Below are 17,780 nucleotides of genomic sequence, written 5' to 3'. Positions count from 1 at the left end.
TTAACTCAATGAAATTAATGAGTTTTATCTTTTTGGCAACCATCTTGTAACACAAGGTCAAAATATAAAAAAGGTAAAACAAGATGACAGCAAGTAAAACTCTAATCGCATTCGGTGTGATGGCCACATTTTCAAGCACCGCTTTTGCAGCCGATTACACTGTGTATGGCAAAGCTGAAGTTCAAATTGCAGATACGGATAAAGGGCTAATGCGTTACACCAAAGCGGGCACGCAAATTGACGCGCCATTTTCACGTATCGGCATTAAGGGCGATCACAAATTAAGTAATTCACTTAAAGTGGTGTTTAAATATGAAGTACAAGTAAAGGGCTTTGAAAACGACGACACTAAATCGCCATTTTCTTCGCGTAACACCTATGTAGGTCTGGCAGGCAACTGGGGTACTTTGGTTGTTGGCCGCAACGATACGCGCTTTAAATACAGTGAAGGTAAAGTTGACCAATTTAACGAAACCCAAAGTGATATTGCGCAAATCTTACCGGGTCAAGACCGACTAGGTGATACCCTCACTTATAGCAGTAAAACCTATAATGACCTGTCATTCTCTTTCACCTATGCGCCGAAAGATGATGCCTCAAATGAAGAAACGGGGTTTGCAGCAACAGCAATTTATGGCGACCGTGCTTTAAAAGCTAAACCTTTTTATATCTCACTAAGCCACACTGATAGCTTAAATGATTTGGTTGCGACACGTTTGGTTGCAGCGTATAAGTTTGATGCATTCCAACTTGGCGCAATTGTTCAAGACAGTGAAAACCTAGATGGTAGCAAATCTGGCACAGGCTATTTGGTTAGTGTAAGTTATAAAACTGGCAGTTGGGTGCCTAAAATTCAATTAGGTAAAGATAACAGTAAATTACGTCATGCCGAAGAAGCCACACAATGGACACTTGGTACAGATTACATTCTCGATAAGCAAACCAATTTATATGCATTAGTGACGCAGCTCGACCTTGAGTCAGACGATGACACGTCAATCGCTGTTGGCATGAAATACAAGTTTTAAGGGTTAAAGTATGTCTGATTATTCATCTGCACATCCAATCAAATATGCCATGTTGTTTTTAGGACCACTGGCAATGTTACTTACTTGCTTTGTGTCACCTCCCGAGGGCATGAGTATTGAGGCTTGGCATACAGCGGGTTTAGCCTTTTGGCTGGCCTCTTGGTGGGTGAGCGAAGTTGTGCCTATTCCTGCGGCATCATTGTTACCTTTGGTAGTATCACCACTTGCTGGGATCGCGCCTATTAAATCTGTTGCAGCACCTTATGCGCATCCGCTTATTTTCTTATTCTTAGGTGGCTTTTTAATTTCAATTGCCATGGAAAGGTGGGGCCTACATAAACGGATTGCATTAAAAACCATGCTTTATGCGGGCTCTAAGCCAAGCGTACAAATTCTAGCTATGATGTTAGTGACGGCATTCTTGTCTATGTGGATGTCGAATACGGCCACTGCGGTGATGATGCTGCCGATTGCATTATCGGTTATTCATCTTGTTAAAGAGCGTGACAGCAGCAATGAAGCGTTTGGCAAAGCGCTACTGCTTTCGATAGCCTATGGTGCCAGTATTGGTGGTATTGCTACCTTGATAGGTACGCCACCGAACGCATTAATGGCAGCTTATTTAGCTGACAGTTATCAAATCGAAATTGGTTTTGCGACTTGGATGGCGGTTGGCTTACCTTTATCTGTCACCATGTTATTCATTACTTGGTTTTGGTTGACTAAAGTCAGCTATAAAGTTGATAACTCTGACGCAGAAGTAGATACCAAATCGCTGTTTAAAAAACAGTTAGATAAACTAGGTGACATGTCACGCGCGGAAAAAGGCGTTTTAGCCGTATTTATTTTCGCAGCCTTAAGTTGGATCTTCCGACCGCTATTGGGCGATTGGACTGGCCTGAAGATCTCAGATACCTCTATTGCAATTGCTGCAGCGTTATTGTTGTTTGTGCTCACCGCTGATAAGAAAACCGGTGAGCGTATCTTGGATTGGGATAGTGCGGCAAAAGTGCCTTGGGGTATTTTATTGCTGTTTGGTGGCGGTTTGACGTTGGCTTCACAAATTAAGTCGTCAGGTTTGGCAACGTACATTGCTAACCTATTGGTTTCGGCTGACACCATTCCATTGGTAGTAAGTGTATTGCTGGTGGCAGGTTTGATTACTTTCTTAACCGAGATCACATCTAATACAGCAACGGCTGCTGGCTTTTTACCATTACTGGGCCCTGTTGCTGAGTCTATTACGGGTACGCCATTAGTATGGGTTATTCCTGCCGCCATTGCAGCGAGTTGTGCCTTTATGATGCCAGTTGCAACGCCACCAAATGCTATTGTATTTGGCTCTGGTGAGATAAAAATACGCGATATGATCCGTGCAGGCTTTGTGCTGAATATTGTCGCGATTGTACTTATTACTGTACTAACACTGACTGTTGCAAGAAGCGTCCTTTCTTTCTAATTTGAAACAACTAACAGGCTCATTTATAGTGTATTTATTCAAATACCGATAATGAGCCATGTTGTGCAATACGAGATAGATCCCCAACTGACAAAGCAACTTGAATCTCTCAAAGTTGCTTTTATGCATCATCCTAATTCATCCGTAGAAACACGCATTTCTTTATTAAAGAAAATAAGAATTCAGCTTGTTGCAGCCGAGCTTGACTTTATTGCAGCCTCTAACAAAGACTTTGGAAATCGCTGTACGTTTGATACACAAATGGCTGATTTTATGCCAGTGATCGGTGGGCTAGATCATATCATTAAGCAACTAAAATCTTGGCTTAAACCGAGCAAACGCAAAGTCGGTATTCAGTTTGCACCCTCAAAAGCGCATGTTGAGTATGTGCCAAAAGGTGTGGTGGGTGTTATCTCTCCTTGGAATTATCCGATACAGCTTGCTCTGATGCCAGTATTAACAGCGTTGGCTGCGGGGAATCGAGTCATGTTAAAGCTCAGTGAATATACGCCTGCAACAAATCAGGTTATCAAAAGTGTACTAGAACCTTTTTCAGATCATTGCAGTGTTGTGGAAGGGGGCCCAGCTGTTGCGAAAAGTTTTAGTGCCATTTCCTTTGATCATTTGTTTTTTACAGGTAGTACCGAAATAGGCAAGCATGTGATGCGTGCCGCCGCAAATAATTTAGTGCCTGTTACCTTGGAGCTAGGTGGAAAATCTCCCATTATCGTGATGGACGATGCAGACATCAAACACGCAGCAAGAAGTATAGTATTTGGTAAAACCGCCAATGCAGGGCAGATCTGCGTTGCACCTGATTACTTGCTTGTTCACGAGAAATGTAAGGGCGAGTTAATATCTGAGATTAAAAAGCAGTATAAAAAGCAATTTAAATCAGGTGCAAACTCTGACAATTTAACTTCAATTATCAATCAGCAACAGTATGAGCGACTGATTGAATTAATTGGTGATGCACTGCATAACGGCGCTGAGGTTTGGAGCGAGCCGCACAGCGAAAATAATGAAACTCGAAAACTGGGCTTACATCTTATTGATAATGCATCAGAACCTGCACGGGTACATAGTGAAGAGATTTTTGGTCCACTATTGCCAATAAAAACAGTGTCAAGTTTTGATGAGATTTTAAAGATAGTCAAAGAAAACTCAAATCCACTCGCGGCGTATTTATTTACAGAAGATAAGTCTCTCATTAAGCGTGCAGAGCGAGAGCTACAGTGTGGCGGTTTAGTAATTAATGACGTGCTTCTGCATGTTGCGGTTGAAGATTTACCTTTTGGTGGGATAGGTGCGTCTGGTATGGGGCAATACCATGGTAAAGAAGGCGTTTTGACTTTCAGTCATGCTAAAAGTGTTTTTAAAAGCGGCAGTTTAGGTAAACCAAGAATGCAATTACTACTGTCACGGTCAAAACTGCTTACATGGTTTGTGAAAACCTTGCAGAAATAATGTAGAGATAAAAAAAGCGCCTTAGCGCTTTTTTTATCAGTCAATTTTAGAACCTGGAAAATAGGTTTTTTCTTGAATACGCCAATAAAGTTTGTTGGCTTTTTCAATCGCTTTTTCAACCTGAGAAGGGGAAAGCTGTTGTTCATCAAGCTCTCGGCTTTTCATCGCTTGGCGGTTGCCATTGTATTCAGCCAATGTATTCCAGATGAACGACTTTTCGATGTTTTTCTCAACGCCTAACCCTTCATAGTACATCAAGGCGAGATTAAACATTGCCAAAGTGTAGTTGCTCGCAGCGGCCTTTTCGTACCAGTCCATTGCGACAGCGTAATCTTTTAACACGCCATCACCATTGGTATACATCACGCCAAGGTTAAATTGCGCGGCAGCTAGATTTTTGTTTGCAGCCTGAGTGAACAACTCAATAGCGCGTTGCTTATCTTGTTTCACACCACGACCTTCTTCATGCATAACCGCCAAGGAAAACATGGCATCAGCACTACCCAGTTTTACTGCTTTTTGAAATAACTCAGCTGCTTTACGTGGGTTCTTAATAACGCCATAACCGCCTTCATGTAATTTAGCTAACTCATACATGCCAGGGGCATAATTCATGTCAGATAAATACTGAAACTCCTTTAAAGCTCTTTCAAAATCACCTGCGTTTGCAGCTTCAATCCCTTCCTCTAATCCTGCAGATGCAGTAAAGCACACGCTCATTAAGCCGGCGAGTGCAAACTTCTTTAAGTTATTACGCCACATGGTTATTCTCTTTGATGGTCGGTTTTTTGAGTTTAAAGCAACCCAAAGAAAAAACAATCCTTAAAGTGTAACTAATGACTTAGGCTTTGAATCAGGTTTTGCGTAGCTTAAACGATTGATTTTACTTGTAGTGTGATAACTGTCCAATCCAGTTATTGCGACTGTGTTTGCCGCTTCTATGTCGATAAAACCATCTGGCTGTATGACTGAATCAGGACAGTGAAGCGCAATTAATTCACCAATGACTAAGTGAGTTTGATTCAGCTCAATTACTTGCTCACTAACAAGTTTTAGACCCATTTTAATATCTGACTCTTTAACGAACGGCGCTTTGAAGTCATTCAAATATTCTGCGGTTAAACCTGTTTCAGTAAATTCTGATTGTTCTTTTTCGTAACGCGCTGATGTTTGGTGCGCTTGGGTGACTATATCTTCGTTCACATGATTAAGTGTATAGAAACCCGTTTCTAAGAGATTTTCAAAAGAATGTCTTGGTACTGAATGCGGGCGAATGATCATACCAAATAAGGCAGGATTAGCGCCTAAGTGAAAAACAGAGCTGACAATAGATAGGTTTTCTTGACCATTTGTATCAACCGTGCCTAATAAATTTGCACTTTTGAAACCTGACAAACTATTTATCAAATGAGCACGATATCTTTGTTCTAATTCATCGAGAGACTGGGTATTAAAAAACATATTTCACCATTGTATAGACTGGCCTTGCCAGTCGAGATAATTAATTAAATCGTTGCTGTTCGATTCAACGATTCGGTTAAATAAGCACTCAGCAACAAATTCAGGCTCAAACAATTTGCCTACCGGTACATTTTTTTGAAAAGGTTTAGACAGCGGGGTGTCTGTGGTACCTGGGTGGAAAAGTAAAACCGTACTTTGAGGACTTTGACGTTTTAATTCAATCGCAAAACTTTTCATCATCATATTAAGTGCTGATTTTGAGCTTCGATAGCTGTACCAACCTCCGAGCCCGTTATCTTCGATGCTGCCCACACGGGCTGATAACGCAGTAACAACACAGTTATCAGAGCGATTCAGTAAATTAACTAGATGCTTAAGCCAAAGCATAGGAGTGATAACATTCGAATTGAACAGCGACTGTGCGTAAGCAGGATCAAATTGTCGTATGCTCTTTTCTGGGCCACGCAAGTCTGAATGTAATTGACCATTAAAAAATGTGATGGTTTTTATTCTTAGACTTTCTGATAAGTAAGCATTTTTAAAAGTCGATACAGAGTCAGAAATTGATTCATCAGAGTAATCTGTGGTGAAGGGGCGAATATTTTCAGAATCAAAATTTAATGTGTTCTGACTAAAACTCACCACTAAGTCATCAGGATTTCGCTTGGTGAGTTTATTAATAAAAGCTATAGCAATTTTACTGCTCGCACCGATTACAAGATGCAGTGATTTATCTTTGGCATTGTCCATTGTTGCATCCGTCTTTGACTAAAAACCGTGAAATCTTCATTCTATGCTTGGCAAAAAATAAATAGCCCTTGTCAGCGAACCATTTTATCGGTTGTACTCTTAACAGTTTCAAAAACGGATATTTACCAACGGTTTGCCAAGCTTGTACGTTTGCATCTAAGCCAAGCAATAACCTGCCATCATCTGAGTAACCATGTAATATTTTCAGCGTATCTGATTTAGTTATGTTTGGGTAAAGTCGTTTGAAATCGAGTTCATGAATATCATGCACATTGATCAAAGTGAGCTTATTCTCAAGGTCAAACTGCTTGAGTTTTATCATTTCTTTGGCACACAAAGGGCACTGGCCGTCATAGAGTAGTTGCATTGGCTTTATGCTGCTTGGTAATTAAGTAGTTAAAATTACGCTTAAAATTCATATTGAGATCACTCGATCTACCTTTAATTCTCTGTATAGTAGAGAGTGATTATTGAACAATTAGTGTTTTTAACAAATGGTGTTTTAAGCAGTTTTTTTGAGAAATAATAATTAAAAGGAGTCGTTATGGGAGAGCAGTACGAAAACCTGAGAGCAAATGTGAGCCAATTAGGTGGCTGTCTAGGTCGTATTATCCAGCAAACACTGGGTGAGGGAATGCTAGAAAAGATTGAACAAATTCGTCTTTTGGCAAAGTCATCTCGTCAAGGTGATAGCGATGCCCGTATAAGATTGCTAGACACTTTACATAGTCTGACTGATAAGGAACTATTACCTGTTGCACGTGCATTTAACCACTTTTTGAATCTAGCGAATGTAGCAGAACAATTTCATACAATTTCGGTGACAGGTGCACCCGAAGGTATTTACAAAGCATTAAATGAGCAAGTCGAAAAGCTTTCGAATATGTTAGCAAACGACGAACTAAACCATGCACAAGTTGAGTCTGTGCTCGCTGGGTTAGACATCGATTTAGTACTTACAGCTCACCCTACTGAAGTGACTCGTAGAACCATTATTAACAAACACGTACAACTGAGTGACTGTTTATCTGCCCTTGAATTACAGTGTCTAGATGTAGACGAACGTAAAGTCATTATTAGCCGAATTGAGCAACTGATTAGTCAAGCTTGGCATACCAATGATATACGCGCTAAACGCCCAACTCCGCTTGATGAGGCGAAATGGGGTTATGCAGTTATTGAAAATAGTTTATGGCATGCCGTCCCTCAGTTTATTCGTTACTTCAATCAGGTAACTCAAGATAAATTAGGTATTCAGTTAAAGAAAATTCATAGTCCAATCCGCTTTACGTCATGGATGGGCGGCGATAGAGACGGAAATCCATTTGTGACCTCTGAAGTGACTCAATCAGTGCTAGATCACGGCCGCTGGATGGCGATTGACTTAATCTCTCGTGACATTGATATGCTCAGTAGCGAATTATCTATGTATCAAGCAGATGAGCATGTGAAATCATTGATAGGGGAGCAACATGAACCGTATCGTTATTTATTGAAGCAGTTGAAAGGCGAACTTGATGAAACCATTCAAGCGCTTGAAAATAAAATTAAAGGTGAAGTAGGCTCAGAGCAAGAAGTGATCACACATATTGAGCAAGTAAAATCACCGCTTACGCTCATTTATAACTCGCTGCATAACTGTAATATGGCGCAAATTGCAGATGGACTACTACTCGACACGTTACTTAGATTAGAGTGCTTTGGTATTAACCTCTGCAGCTTAGATATCCGTCAGGACTCTGCACGACACGCTGATGCGATTGGAGCCATTGTCGAGCACTTAGAACTGGGTGATTATACTGCTTGGAGTGAAGCACAGAAGCAGCAGTTTTTGATTGATGAATTAGCGTCAAAAAGACCACTATTGCCAAAAAACTTCTCTGCGTCTGATGAAGTTGAAGAAGTTTTAAAAACTTGCCAATTAGTGAGTCAGCAAACCACTGATAGGCTAGGCATTTATATTATTTCAATGGCGCAATATGCTTCTGATGTGCTGGCTGTTAAATTACTTTTAAAAGAAACGGGTTGTCGTTTCAATTTACCCGTTGCGCCGTTATTCGAAACTTTGGATGATTTAAATCGGGGGGCTGATGTTATAAGCCAATTGCTAGCCTGTGATTGGTATCGAACTCATATCAACCATAAGCAATACGTGATGATTGGCTATTCTGACTCAGCGAAAGATGCGGGTATGATGGCGGCTGGTTGGGCACAATATCAAGCTATGGACAAACTACTAAAAGCTGCGAAAGATTTTGGCGTTGAGCTGGTATTATTTCATGGTCGTGGTGGCACAGTGGGTCGTGGTGGAGCACCTGCGGCTCAGGCTTTACAATCACAGCCTCCTGGCAGTTTAAGTAATGGGTTGCGGGTTACCGAGCAGGGGGAAATGATCCGTTTTAAATATGGATTACCGAAAGTCGCGGTGCAAAGCTTTTCGATTTATACCAGTGCAATTATTGAAGCGAACTTAACCCCAGTCCCATCACCTAAATCTCATTGGATTGAAGTAGTTGAGCTCATTGCCCAAAGCTCATGTAAATATTACCGACAAATCGTCAGAGAAAATCCAGATTTTGTGGCTTACTTCAGACAAGTCACCCCTGAGTTGGAATTGGCCAAGTTACCTCTAGGTTCTCGACCATCAAAACGTAATCCGAATGGTGGCGTTGAGAGTTTGAGGGCCATTCCATGGATATTTGCTTGGAGTCAAAACCGATTAATGCTGCCAGCTTGGCTTGGCGTTTATCAAGGCTTACAAGCTGCAATTGATAAATACGGCGTTGAGATATTACATGAAATGCGTGAGCAATGGCCGTTCTTTAGAACACGATTAGAAATGTTAGAAATGGTGTTTTGTAAAACAGACACTTGGCTATCTGAGCATTATGAAAAAGTATTGATGACAACGGATGCTAAAGCGCTCGGTGCGAAGCTTAGACAAGACCTTAAATCAGCTCAAGCAATGATAACAGAGTTGGCACCAGGAAATACTTTATTACTAGAGCAACCCTGGTTAAGACAATCTCTGCAATTAAGAAACCCCTATATCGATCCTCTTAATTTACTTCAGGTAGAGCTGTTAAAACGCACCAGAGAACATGAAAACGAAAAAATTGATCAAGCACTTATGGTCACTATGACAGGCGTTGCTGCAGGAATGAGAAATTCAGGATAAATACTGCGTTAATCAAAGCAGTGATTTTTGATCAAATGTTAACTCATTAGCAAAAAGTACGAGTATAAACTCATACTTTTTGCTATTTTTTTATCTTTAGTTGGTTTTTTTGTATTAATTTTATTGACTGTTTAGATTGTATACATAGAATCTCATCCGACGTCTACACCCTCGTCATTCGAATAAGCGCATTTCACTGTTAGGATCTGCTGATTGTGTAAGAAAAGTACATGCATCTAATCGAATATCGTTAAACACATATGGGATCTTAGGGTAAAGGAGATGGCGTTTTAGAGTTAACACGTTATTTGAGGTTCTATGCAAACGCTATCTACCAGTATTACTTATGATGAATCAACTTCGCTTGTGATGATGACACTCAGAGGTGTTGTGACCGCTGAGGACGTAATAAAGACGTATCAAAGAGCGAACAATTATGCAAAAGATTATAAGTCTTCAAAATTGCTGATAGATGTGACTGAGCTTGAACATAACTTCGCTGCTATTGATATCGTTTCTTTAATGCCTAAAGTGGCAAATGCTTTGCAGAATATAAAATTGGCACGTGTAGTGAGTTTTGATGGCTACATGCATGATTTATTTTTGCAGAAAGCAAAACGCTTTGGGATCACAGTAGAGAACTTCGATTGCTTTAAGAGTGCTAAGCATTGGTTGTCTAACACTTAAGAAAGGGATAAACTATTCGGCCTTTTTCATAACGTATGGCATTTTTATGCTAACGATCCCAAAAGAACTAGAACAAGAATTACAACAACAAATTCAATCTAACAGCGGTGTTATTCCCAAAACACTACTTGATTCGCTAATGGCTAGGTTTGATATAGAAATTAAACCTCTATTGCAAAGCCTACTTCCTATTGCAGCAAGATTTTCAATAGCACCGATTTCTAATTTTAATGTCGGTGCGATTGCCTACAGCAGCGTATCTGGTCGTGCATACATAGGTTCAAATTTAGAATTTAATCACGCTGCATTGTGTTTAGTGGTTCATGCTGAACAATCTGCTATTAATACAGCTTGGTTAAATGGAGAATCACATATCTCACACATCGCCATCACCGATGCGCCTTGTGGCCATTGCAGACAATTTATCAATGAAGTGAAGTTATCAGAACAGATAGAAATACTTTTACCTAACACGAATACTTCATTACCTGAGTTGTTACCTCACTCTTTCGGTCCGGCAGACTTGGGTAATGAAACACGTCTTCTTGATATATCAGAGCCACGAGATTCAGAAGCTAACATAACTATTTCACCTCTGTTACTTAAACATTATCAGGCTTCATATGCGCCATATTCAGGTAATAAATCAGCAGTAGAAATAAAAACTGCACAACATGGGAATTTCTACGGTCGTTATGCTGAAAATGTGGCGTACAACCCAAGTCTGTCACCATTACAAAGTGCTCTGAGTCAAATGGCACTATCAGGGCTTAATCTAGATGAAGTTGAAGTGGTTGAAATTACGTTAGTTGAAACTGAGCAATATAAAAATCAATCGGGTGTCGCTGATGTAGTATTAGGAAGTTTTACCGGTAATTATGAAATAAAAAAAGCGTATGTGAGCTAGGCTTACATACGCTTTTTCAAAATCTTAGAGATTATTTTTCTAACACGATTTCTGCAGCTTTTAAAACCACTGCAATTGCTTTTTGTTCTATCTCTTGATGATCCACATTTGGGATCTCCTGACGTGTTCTATTAACTAACACACCCGCGATACAAGCCGCTTTTAAACCTAAAGCTGCACACATTGTAAATAAAGTTGCAGACTCCATTTCATAATTCATGACATTCAGTTTTTGCCACTCTTCGCAACTACCTTGGAACGCTTTATTCACATAACCAGAGTATGTATCGTAGCGCTCTTGGCCTGGATAAAATGTATCACTCGATGCCGTTATGCCTGCATGATATGTCACGCCTATTTCTTCACAGGCTTGCACCATTGCAGCGGTTGAGTGAAAGTCAGAAACAGCAGGGTAAGATAGAGGAGCAAAATGCTGGCTAGCCCCATCAAGTCTCACTGACGCTGTGCTTACTAAGATATCACCTTCGTTGATATGAGGTTGGATGGCACCTGTAGTGCCAATACGTAAAAAGGTTCTTACGCCAAGCTGAGCCAGCTCTTCAACTGCAATTGACGTAGAAGGACCACCAATCCCAGTTGAGCAGATCACGACAGGTTGTTGTTTTAGTTCTGCGAGATAGACGTGAAATTCGCGAGTTTTTGCTAAGCAAATACTTTTATCGAGTTTGTTAGCAATACGCTCAGCTCTTTCAGGATCGCCAGGAACAATTGCTAAATTAGCACCTTTTAGTTGCTCGGTGCTTAGGCCCAAATGAAATACCTTATCCATAGTAAACCTTATTTATTATAAAACCGTAGTTTGAAAGATTAACGTATAAAGTACAGGACAGATGTCCGATTGTCTTTGTGCACGATCATGCAATTCCTTGCAAGATTGGAGTTGTTCTTCTAAACATTAATATAGCCGCAACAAAAAAGGGGTTATTATGCCAGCTTCACCACCAATCGATAAAAATACAGAATTTGCTCGCTGTCTCGAAAGTAACAGAATTAGTTCACTAGCACCGTTTCACTGGCTATCGCTTGCGATTGCCGATATGGTGAGAGCACCAATGTTAAGTTTAATCTATGGGTTAGTATTTACTGCCATACCCGTCACTATCTTATATTTAATTTACCAATTAGATACACACCTGGTTATTCTACCTGCCGCAGTTGCCTTTGCGCTGATTGGTCCTGCATTCGCAGCAGGGCTTTATGATGTCGCTTGGGAGTTAGAAAAAGGCCATACCCCAACGCTAGGACATAGTTTGAAATCTATGTTCAGAAACCCAGCGGGAGAGTGGGGGTTTGCGATACTTCTCATGGTCATAATGATTGTTTGGATGCGTTTAGCGGCGCTTGTACACGCACTATACCCGAACGTGCCGAATCCAACATTTGAGCAACTACAATCATTTTTAGCGTTAGGCAGTTTAATTGGCGGTATCTTATTAATGAGTGTTTTTGCAATATCAGCATTTACACCACAGATCATGATGGAACGCCGAGTTGATATTATGACTGCAGTTGTGTCGTCTATAAATGCGGTTAAGAACAATGCTTCAGCTATGATAGTATGGGCATTCATCATATTATTTTTAGTAATGTTTGGTTTTGCCACAGGTGGCACGGCCTTTATAGTGATTATGCCATTACTTAGTTACGCCAGTTGGCATGGTTATATTGCTATCATAAAGACCAAGAAACCAAGAGGTTATGAGTAAAATATTCATTTAAACTGAATATTAAACCAAGGGCTGTTTTGCAATAAAACGGCCCTTGTTGACATAAAACAACAGCGTGCTATATCTCTGCCCATAAACAAAAATTCTGTTTTACCATTTGACGTCTAATTAAGCTTAAGACATTGTATATTCAAAGAATATATATAAATGTCTTTGTCTTTTTGAACGTGTTTTATTGTGCGCTTTAGTGAGCACAGTATTAGGTGAGATATTTTTTCTTAACAAAGTTTTAGCATGAATATGCAAAGCAAGCAGAGGTTTCTATGAGTATTAGCAAAGAACAATTTTACAATAAAATGACCCAGTGTTTATGTCCTCCGGGAGATGGTGTATTTACTGTTAATACTGCAAAAGAAAGAAAAGATGCACTGCGCACAAAGCTTTATGGACAAACTGAAGGCATTGAGCAGATTTGGAAAGAGTCATTACTGAAGATTGAAGAGTCAGAGCATAAAGCGGCAATTTTAGGTATCAGCTCAGACTGCGGCGGCGGTATCTTAAGAGGCGCTAACTGGGGACCATTATTTCTAAGAAGTACTTTAATTGAGCAGCAGCCTCATATCGATGCGTTTGATTTAGGCGATGTTCGTGTTATTCCACACCTACTTCATGATAAATACCTTAATGAAGGCACCATAGAGAATTGTCAAAAGGCGCTTTATCAAAGTACTGAAGAAGGCTACCACGTATCACCTCTCTCTATTACTGAAGATGTATGTGATGGTTTCTATCAGCATTATCCTAACAAAGGGATCTTCGGTATTGGCGGTGACCACTCGATCAGTTATCCATTAACAAAATCGTACTTGAAAGCGAAAAGAGATGCAGGCAAGCGTACCGCTATCATTCACTTTGATGCACATACAGACTTGTTAGTAGAGCGTTTAGGTATTGATTTATGTTTTGGCTCTTGGTGTACGCATATACTTGAGTTCTTACCTGCTCCGCATCATTTGATTCAGTTTGGTATTCGTTCAAGCGGTAAAGATAAGTCTCATTGGGAGTCTACGTTTGGTGTTAAGCAACATTGGGCGCATGAAATCAGAGAGCGTGGTGCTCAGGCAATCGTAGACGATGTAATCGCACAGCTGCAAGCTGACAATGTAGATGAGCTATACGTTAGTTTTGATATCGATGCCTTAGATGAACAGTGGGCATCTGCAACTGGTACGCCAGAGGGCAATGGTATGACGCCTGATGAGGCCATGGTTATTTTGAAAGCATTGTCTGAGCGCTTCCCAATTACGGGCGCTGATATGATGGAAATCGCCCCATTCACTGACAGCTCATTAGTCGGTCAATCAAGTTCTGAGACAACTTTACGCGAAGGCGCGAAAATATCAGCATTTCTTCTAGATGCGATTAATAGAAGTTAAGCTATAGTATTAGGTGGAAGGAGCGTTTCCATCCACCTTTTCAATAGGGAGTAATATGAGAGCATTTTTTGTAATTACATTTTTTATTTTTTCGTCAAAAACTTTTTCATTTACTCTCAACGTTGTAACAGAGTTATTTCCAGCCTATCAATATCTTGATAAATCAGGAAACCTTGCAGGTCCAACTGTAGAAATTGTTAAAAGCGTCCTCACACATACAAATATCACTTACAAACTGACTCATGAGCCTTGGAACATTACCTATAATGCTCTGAAAAGAAACCCTGATACGTGTGTATTTTCGATTGGCCGAAATAGTGAAAGGGAAGACATGTTCAATTGGGTTTTCCCTGTTGGTAAGTTTACGAGTTCATTTTATGCTTTAAAAAGTAGGAATATTAATTTGGAGGTACTTGAAGATGCACTCAAATATAGGACCGCAGTAATAAGAAATAACTTTAGTCATCAATATCTCAAAGAGCATGGTTTCACTGAGCAATCGCAATTAGTCGTTATATCAAGTTTCAATAAAGTGCTGGAAATCTTAGAAACTAGGAAAAATCAATTAGATTTAGTTGTTTTGAGCGATTCACAAGTCCAAGATGCATCCAGCAGCAATGAATTAATGACCCACCTTGAACCAATTTTTCAGCTTAACCTGCAAAAAGATAACAAACTTTATTTTGCGTGTAATAAACAAGTACCTGACTATATAATTAACCAGCTAATGGAATCATATAGCAATCTCTTTAAAGTAAGTTATTAGTTACCTATTTTTTTATAGGTTGCCACTTAAATCCATGAAATGTATCTAAATAAAGCTGTTCGACTTTGTCTCTTGCCCAAGGTGTTTTTCGCAAAAATTTTAGACTCGATTTGATACTTGGGTCGTGGGTAAAGCAACGGATATTGACAATACTTCCCATCTCTTCCCAACCAAGCTCTGCTTCAAGCTTAATTAATATCTCTTCTAGTTTTACACCATGAAGTGGGTTATTTGGTTGTTCCATAAATAATGACTTCTTGTTTAGTTAATGCGAATGGATTTCTTTGGTTTATGTGGGAGCGGTTGCCCGTTTTCATCAGCAATTCGCCATATTAGTTGACCATTTGTTTGGTTATCGAACTTATTAGCACAAACGAATAGTGTATCAGCCATGACAATCAATGCACCTTCACTGTATTTAGCGTCTTTATACCAACAAACAGGAGAAAGATTGTCTAAAAATAAGTTAGTTTTGTTTAACTTGGGGTTAGCGTAACCATAACCTGAGATAAATAAAGAGGTTATAATAAGGCAAATAAAACTAAATTTGTTGTATGTCATGGCATAACTCCTATTTTTAGCTAACCTTAGTTTAGTTCATGAAAATTTGAACCTATATTACCACAACAACAATAAATTAATGGGAGAGGTTATGGCTATAGATAGCAATTTTATGGCTGAGTTAACACTTTTAGCAAAGTTTCCACGCTCAAGTATGCAAATGGGGATCAAAATCCATAAAGACGCCGACCCTAATTTGATTGCGGCAGCTGAGAGGCTTTACAAGAAAGGTGTTATTGACAGTCCTGATGGCGGATATCTGACGGATTTAGGCTTAGATTTAATCGGACACTTAGATCAAGTTCATTGTGCGCTTCAGTAAGCGCACAATGAATGAAAGATTAAGCAGCGTCGAATTGATTTTCAGGCGCTGCATCAATAAATGCTTTATGCGTATTACAGTGATTATAAATAGCTTCAATTTTTGGGAATTGACTCATATCGACTTTAAATCTTAACGCATTAAAGACTTGAGGTACCAAGCACGCATCGGCAAGAGTCGGATTATCTCCAAAACAAAACTTATCACCGGCTAGCATCGTTTCAAGCTTCTTAAACCCTTCAATAACCCAATGTCTGTACCAAGTGTTCTTTTGTTCATCATCAACATTCAGTTCATTTGATAGGTATTTAAGTACACGCAGGTTATCGATTGGGTGTATGTCGCATGCTATGGCATAACAAAAATTTCTAATTTGAGCTTTCTGCCATGGATCGCTCGGAAGCAGAGGTGTGTCGGTATATGTTTCTTCTAACCATTCTAGAATTGCCAGAGACTGTCCTAACACACCTTGCTCAGTTTCTAGCGCAGGTAATAAACCTTGGCTATTTTTATTGGTGTACTCTTCACCAGTTTGTTCTGATTTCAAGAGATTAACCGCAGACATTTCATGGTCTATACTTTTTAAATTCAATGCAATGCGTACTCTATACGCTGCAGAAGAGCGAAAATAGGTGTAAAGTTTCATATTCAGATCCTTAATCACGACAAAGGCACGCGATTGCGTGCCTAATATTTATAACATTATAGAAAGCTTAAGCACCCTTGAAGTACTTTTTGATACCTTTCCAACAATCAAGGTAATTTTGTTGTCTTTCTTTGCCTTCAAGTGCATATTTTGTTGGCGAGATCACATAACGAGACTCAAACATGAAAGCTAAAGTGTTTTCATATCTTTGCGGCTCAAGCTCTGCATTTGAAGCTTTTTCGAATACATCGGCTTCAGGGCCATGTGGTGACATACAGTTATGTAAACTCATCCCACCAGGAACAAAACCATGTTCTTTAGCGTCATACACACCTTCAATTAAGCCCATAAACTCACTCATGATGTTACGGTGATAATATGGTGGGCGGAAAGTATCTTCTGCAACCATCCAACGTGGAGGAAAGATCACAAAGTCGACATTGGCAACGCCGGCAGTACCTGATGGAGACGTTAAGACTGTAAAAATTGATGGATCTGGGTGGTCAAAACTAACGGTGTTCATCACGTTGAAACGCGAAAGGTCATATTTATAAGGCGCGCTATTACCTGTCCAAGCCACAACGTCTAGTGGTGAATGACCAATGTCACAGCGGAATAGGTTACCGTTAAACTTAGCCACAAGCTCAAAGTCACCTTCAAGATCTTCGAACGCTGCTACAGGATATTGGAAGTCACGCTCATTAGTATAACCGTTAGCGCCTACAGGACCACGCTCAGGCAGAATGTAAGGGTGGCCGTAGTTTTCACAGATATAGCCACGAATACTGTCGCCAATTACTTCAACTGAGAACTTGATACCACGTGGAATAACTGCAATTTCGCCCGGCTTTACTGCAAGTTTACCGCACTCAGTATGTAAAACCATTTCGCCTTGTTGAGGAACGAATAGCAATTCACCATCGGCATTATAAAAATAACGACCTTGCATTGATTTATTAGCAACATAGACGTGGATACCAATACCCACTTGACCGTTTGCACTGCCATTTGCTGCCATGGTTACTAAGCCTTCAACAAAGTCTGTTGCTTCACTTGGGATGTCAATAGGGTTCCAGCGTAACATAGTAGGGGGCGTTGGCACTTCAGTAATTGGCGCTGTTCTTAATAAACCATTGTCCATCGACGTATAGTCCCCCTGAACAACTGAAGGACGAATGCGGTAGAACCAATTACGACGATTGTCAGCACGTGGTGCTGTGAACGCGGTTACATTAAATTGTTCTGCATATAGGTCGTATTTGACTTTTTGTGGTGAGAATTGACCTATTGGTAATGCGCCTGGTAAAGCTTCGGTTTCAAACTCGTTTCCAAAACCTGTTAAGTACTGAAATTCTGTGCTCATAGAACTTGCTCCTTTGATGTTTGCAATTAAGATACTCTCATGTGAGACTATGTTCAAATTA

The 17,780-nt window shown here is 40.0% G+C and carries 18 protein-coding genes and 1 pseudogene; 10 read left to right on the top strand and 9 right to left on the bottom strand.

Annotated elements, in window-relative coordinates; all coding sequences use genetic code 11:
• Positions 1–83 precede the first annotated feature (83 nt).
• The 3 genes from ACXAC4_RS24520 (at position 84) to ACXAC4_RS24510 (ending at position 3,954) form a co-directional block, all read left to right on the top strand.
• Positions 84–1,028 (top strand): porin, encoded by a 945-nt coding sequence (locus ACXAC4_RS24520; protein WP_475166828.1) that lies wholly within the window; start codon positions 84–86, stop codon positions 1,026–1,028.
• A gap of 10 nt (positions 1,029–1,038) precedes the next feature.
• Positions 1,039–2,487 (top strand): SLC13 family permease, encoded by a 1,449-nt coding sequence (locus ACXAC4_RS24515; protein WP_475166826.1) that lies wholly within the window; start codon positions 1,039–1,041, stop codon positions 2,485–2,487.
• Positions 2,488–2,550: 63 nt separating this feature from the next.
• Positions 2,551–3,954, top strand: coding sequence for a coniferyl aldehyde dehydrogenase (locus ACXAC4_RS24510; RefSeq protein WP_475166823.1), 1,404 nt, complete (start codon positions 2,551–2,553; stop codon positions 3,952–3,954).
• A gap of 36 nt (positions 3,955–3,990) precedes the next feature.
• On the opposite strand, the gene ACXAC4_RS24505 is transcribed toward ACXAC4_RS24510, so the two are convergent.
• From ACXAC4_RS24505 to ACXAC4_RS24490, 4 genes are read right to left on the bottom strand one after another with little or no spacing between them, the layout of a single operon-like run.
• A complete protein-coding gene (locus tag ACXAC4_RS24505) occupies positions 3,991–4,716 on the bottom strand; it encodes a tetratricopeptide repeat protein (RefSeq protein WP_475166820.1) in 726 nt (241 codons plus the stop codon).
• Positions 4,717–4,776: 60 nt separating this feature from the next.
• A complete protein-coding gene (locus tag ACXAC4_RS24500; protein WP_475166814.1) occupies positions 4,777–5,415 on the bottom strand; it encodes a flavin reductase family protein in 639 nt (212 codons plus the stop codon).
• Positions 5,416–5,418: 3 nt separating this feature from the next.
• On the bottom strand, positions 5,419–6,165 hold the full coding sequence (locus tag ACXAC4_RS24495; protein WP_475166812.1) for an SDR family NAD(P)-dependent oxidoreductase: 747 nt from the start codon (positions 6,163–6,165) through the stop codon (positions 5,419–5,421).
• Positions 6,146–6,532 (bottom strand): thiol-disulfide oxidoreductase DCC family protein, encoded by a 387-nt coding sequence (locus ACXAC4_RS24490; protein ID WP_475166810.1) that lies wholly within the window; start codon positions 6,530–6,532, stop codon positions 6,146–6,148. The genes ACXAC4_RS24495 and ACXAC4_RS24490 overlap by 20 nt, the downstream gene beginning before the upstream one ends.
• Before the next feature lie 177 nt (positions 6,533–6,709).
• Between ACXAC4_RS24490 and ppc the strand changes: the two genes are divergently transcribed.
• The 3 genes from ppc to cdd all read left to right on the top strand — a co-directional run bounded on the left by ppc (position 6,710) and on the right by cdd (position 10,937).
• Positions 6,710–9,343: a phosphoenolpyruvate carboxylase gene (gene ppc / locus ACXAC4_RS24485; RefSeq protein WP_475166806.1), complete on the top strand. Its 2,634-nt coding sequence runs from the start codon at positions 6,710–6,712 to the stop codon at positions 9,341–9,343.
• A 318-nt stretch (positions 9,344–9,661) separates the two neighbouring features.
• Positions 9,662–10,030: a hypothetical protein gene (locus tag ACXAC4_RS24480; protein ID WP_475166803.1), complete on the top strand. Its 369-nt coding sequence runs from the start codon at positions 9,662–9,664 to the stop codon at positions 10,028–10,030.
• A 46-nt stretch (positions 10,031–10,076) separates the two neighbouring features.
• Entirely contained in the window at positions 10,077–10,937 is an 861-nt protein-coding gene (gene cdd / locus ACXAC4_RS24475; RefSeq protein ID WP_475166801.1) for a cytidine deaminase, read from the top strand.
• 31 nt (positions 10,938–10,968) lie between these two features.
• Here the strand turns inward: cdd and udp are convergent, their stop codons facing one another.
• Positions 10,969–11,727: a uridine phosphorylase gene (gene udp, locus ACXAC4_RS24470; RefSeq protein ID WP_475166798.1), complete on the bottom strand. Its 759-nt coding sequence runs from the start codon at positions 11,725–11,727 to the stop codon at positions 10,969–10,971.
• Positions 11,728–11,884: 157 nt separating this feature from the next.
• Here udp and ACXAC4_RS24465 point away from each other — a divergent pair, with 157 nt between their 5' ends.
• From ACXAC4_RS24465 to ACXAC4_RS24455, 3 genes are all read left to right on the top strand, one after another.
• Entirely contained in the window at positions 11,885–12,664 is a 780-nt protein-coding gene (locus ACXAC4_RS24465; RefSeq protein ID WP_475166793.1) for a DUF2189 domain-containing protein, read from the top strand.
• A 284-nt stretch (positions 12,665–12,948) separates the two neighbouring features.
• Positions 12,949–14,061, top strand: coding sequence for an arginase family protein (locus ACXAC4_RS24460; protein ID WP_475166790.1), 1,113 nt, complete (start codon positions 12,949–12,951; stop codon positions 14,059–14,061).
• Between the two features lie 55 nt (positions 14,062–14,116).
• A complete protein-coding gene (locus ACXAC4_RS24455; protein ID WP_475166788.1) occupies positions 14,117–14,827 on the top strand; it encodes a substrate-binding periplasmic protein in 711 nt (236 codons plus the stop codon).
• A gap of 46 nt (positions 14,828–14,873) precedes the next feature.
• Here the strand turns inward: ACXAC4_RS24455 and ACXAC4_RS24450 are convergent.
• Both ACXAC4_RS24450 and ACXAC4_RS24445 read right to left on the bottom strand, forming a co-directional pair.
• Positions 14,874–15,071 (bottom strand): annotated as a pseudogene (locus tag ACXAC4_RS24450) (VF530 family protein); the annotation flags it as partial.
• A gap of 17 nt (positions 15,072–15,088) precedes the next feature.
• A complete protein-coding gene (locus tag ACXAC4_RS24445) occupies positions 15,089–15,388 on the bottom strand; it encodes a DUF1496 domain-containing protein (protein WP_475166786.1) in 300 nt (99 codons plus the stop codon).
• A gap of 91 nt (positions 15,389–15,479) precedes the next feature.
• On the opposite strand from ACXAC4_RS24445, the gene ACXAC4_RS24440 reads away from it, so the two are divergent.
• Positions 15,480–15,710 carry a TIGR02647 family protein gene (locus ACXAC4_RS24440; RefSeq protein WP_058032440.1) on the top strand — a complete coding sequence of 77 codons (231 nt, stop codon included), beginning with the start codon at positions 15,480–15,482 and terminating at the stop codon, positions 15,708–15,710.
• A gap of 19 nt (positions 15,711–15,729) precedes the next feature.
• Here ACXAC4_RS24440 and maiA read toward each other — a convergent pair whose 3' ends face one another.
• Both maiA and hmgA read right to left on the bottom strand, forming a co-directional pair.
• Positions 15,730–16,356 (bottom strand): maleylacetoacetate isomerase, encoded by a 627-nt coding sequence (gene maiA, locus ACXAC4_RS24435; RefSeq protein WP_475166784.1) that lies wholly within the window; start codon positions 16,354–16,356, stop codon positions 15,730–15,732.
• 67 nt (positions 16,357–16,423) lie between these two features.
• Positions 16,424–17,719: a homogentisate 1,2-dioxygenase gene (gene hmgA, locus ACXAC4_RS24430; protein WP_475166781.1), complete on the bottom strand. Its 1,296-nt coding sequence runs from the start codon at positions 17,717–17,719 to the stop codon at positions 16,424–16,426.
• Positions 17,720–17,780: the final 61 nt, after the last annotated feature.

It is taken from the genome of Pseudoalteromonas sp. AWM4_233 (assembly GCF_056158285.1).
The sequence above is the reverse complement of the archived record's forward strand: the minus strand, read 5'-3'. Positions and strand labels throughout refer to the sequence as shown.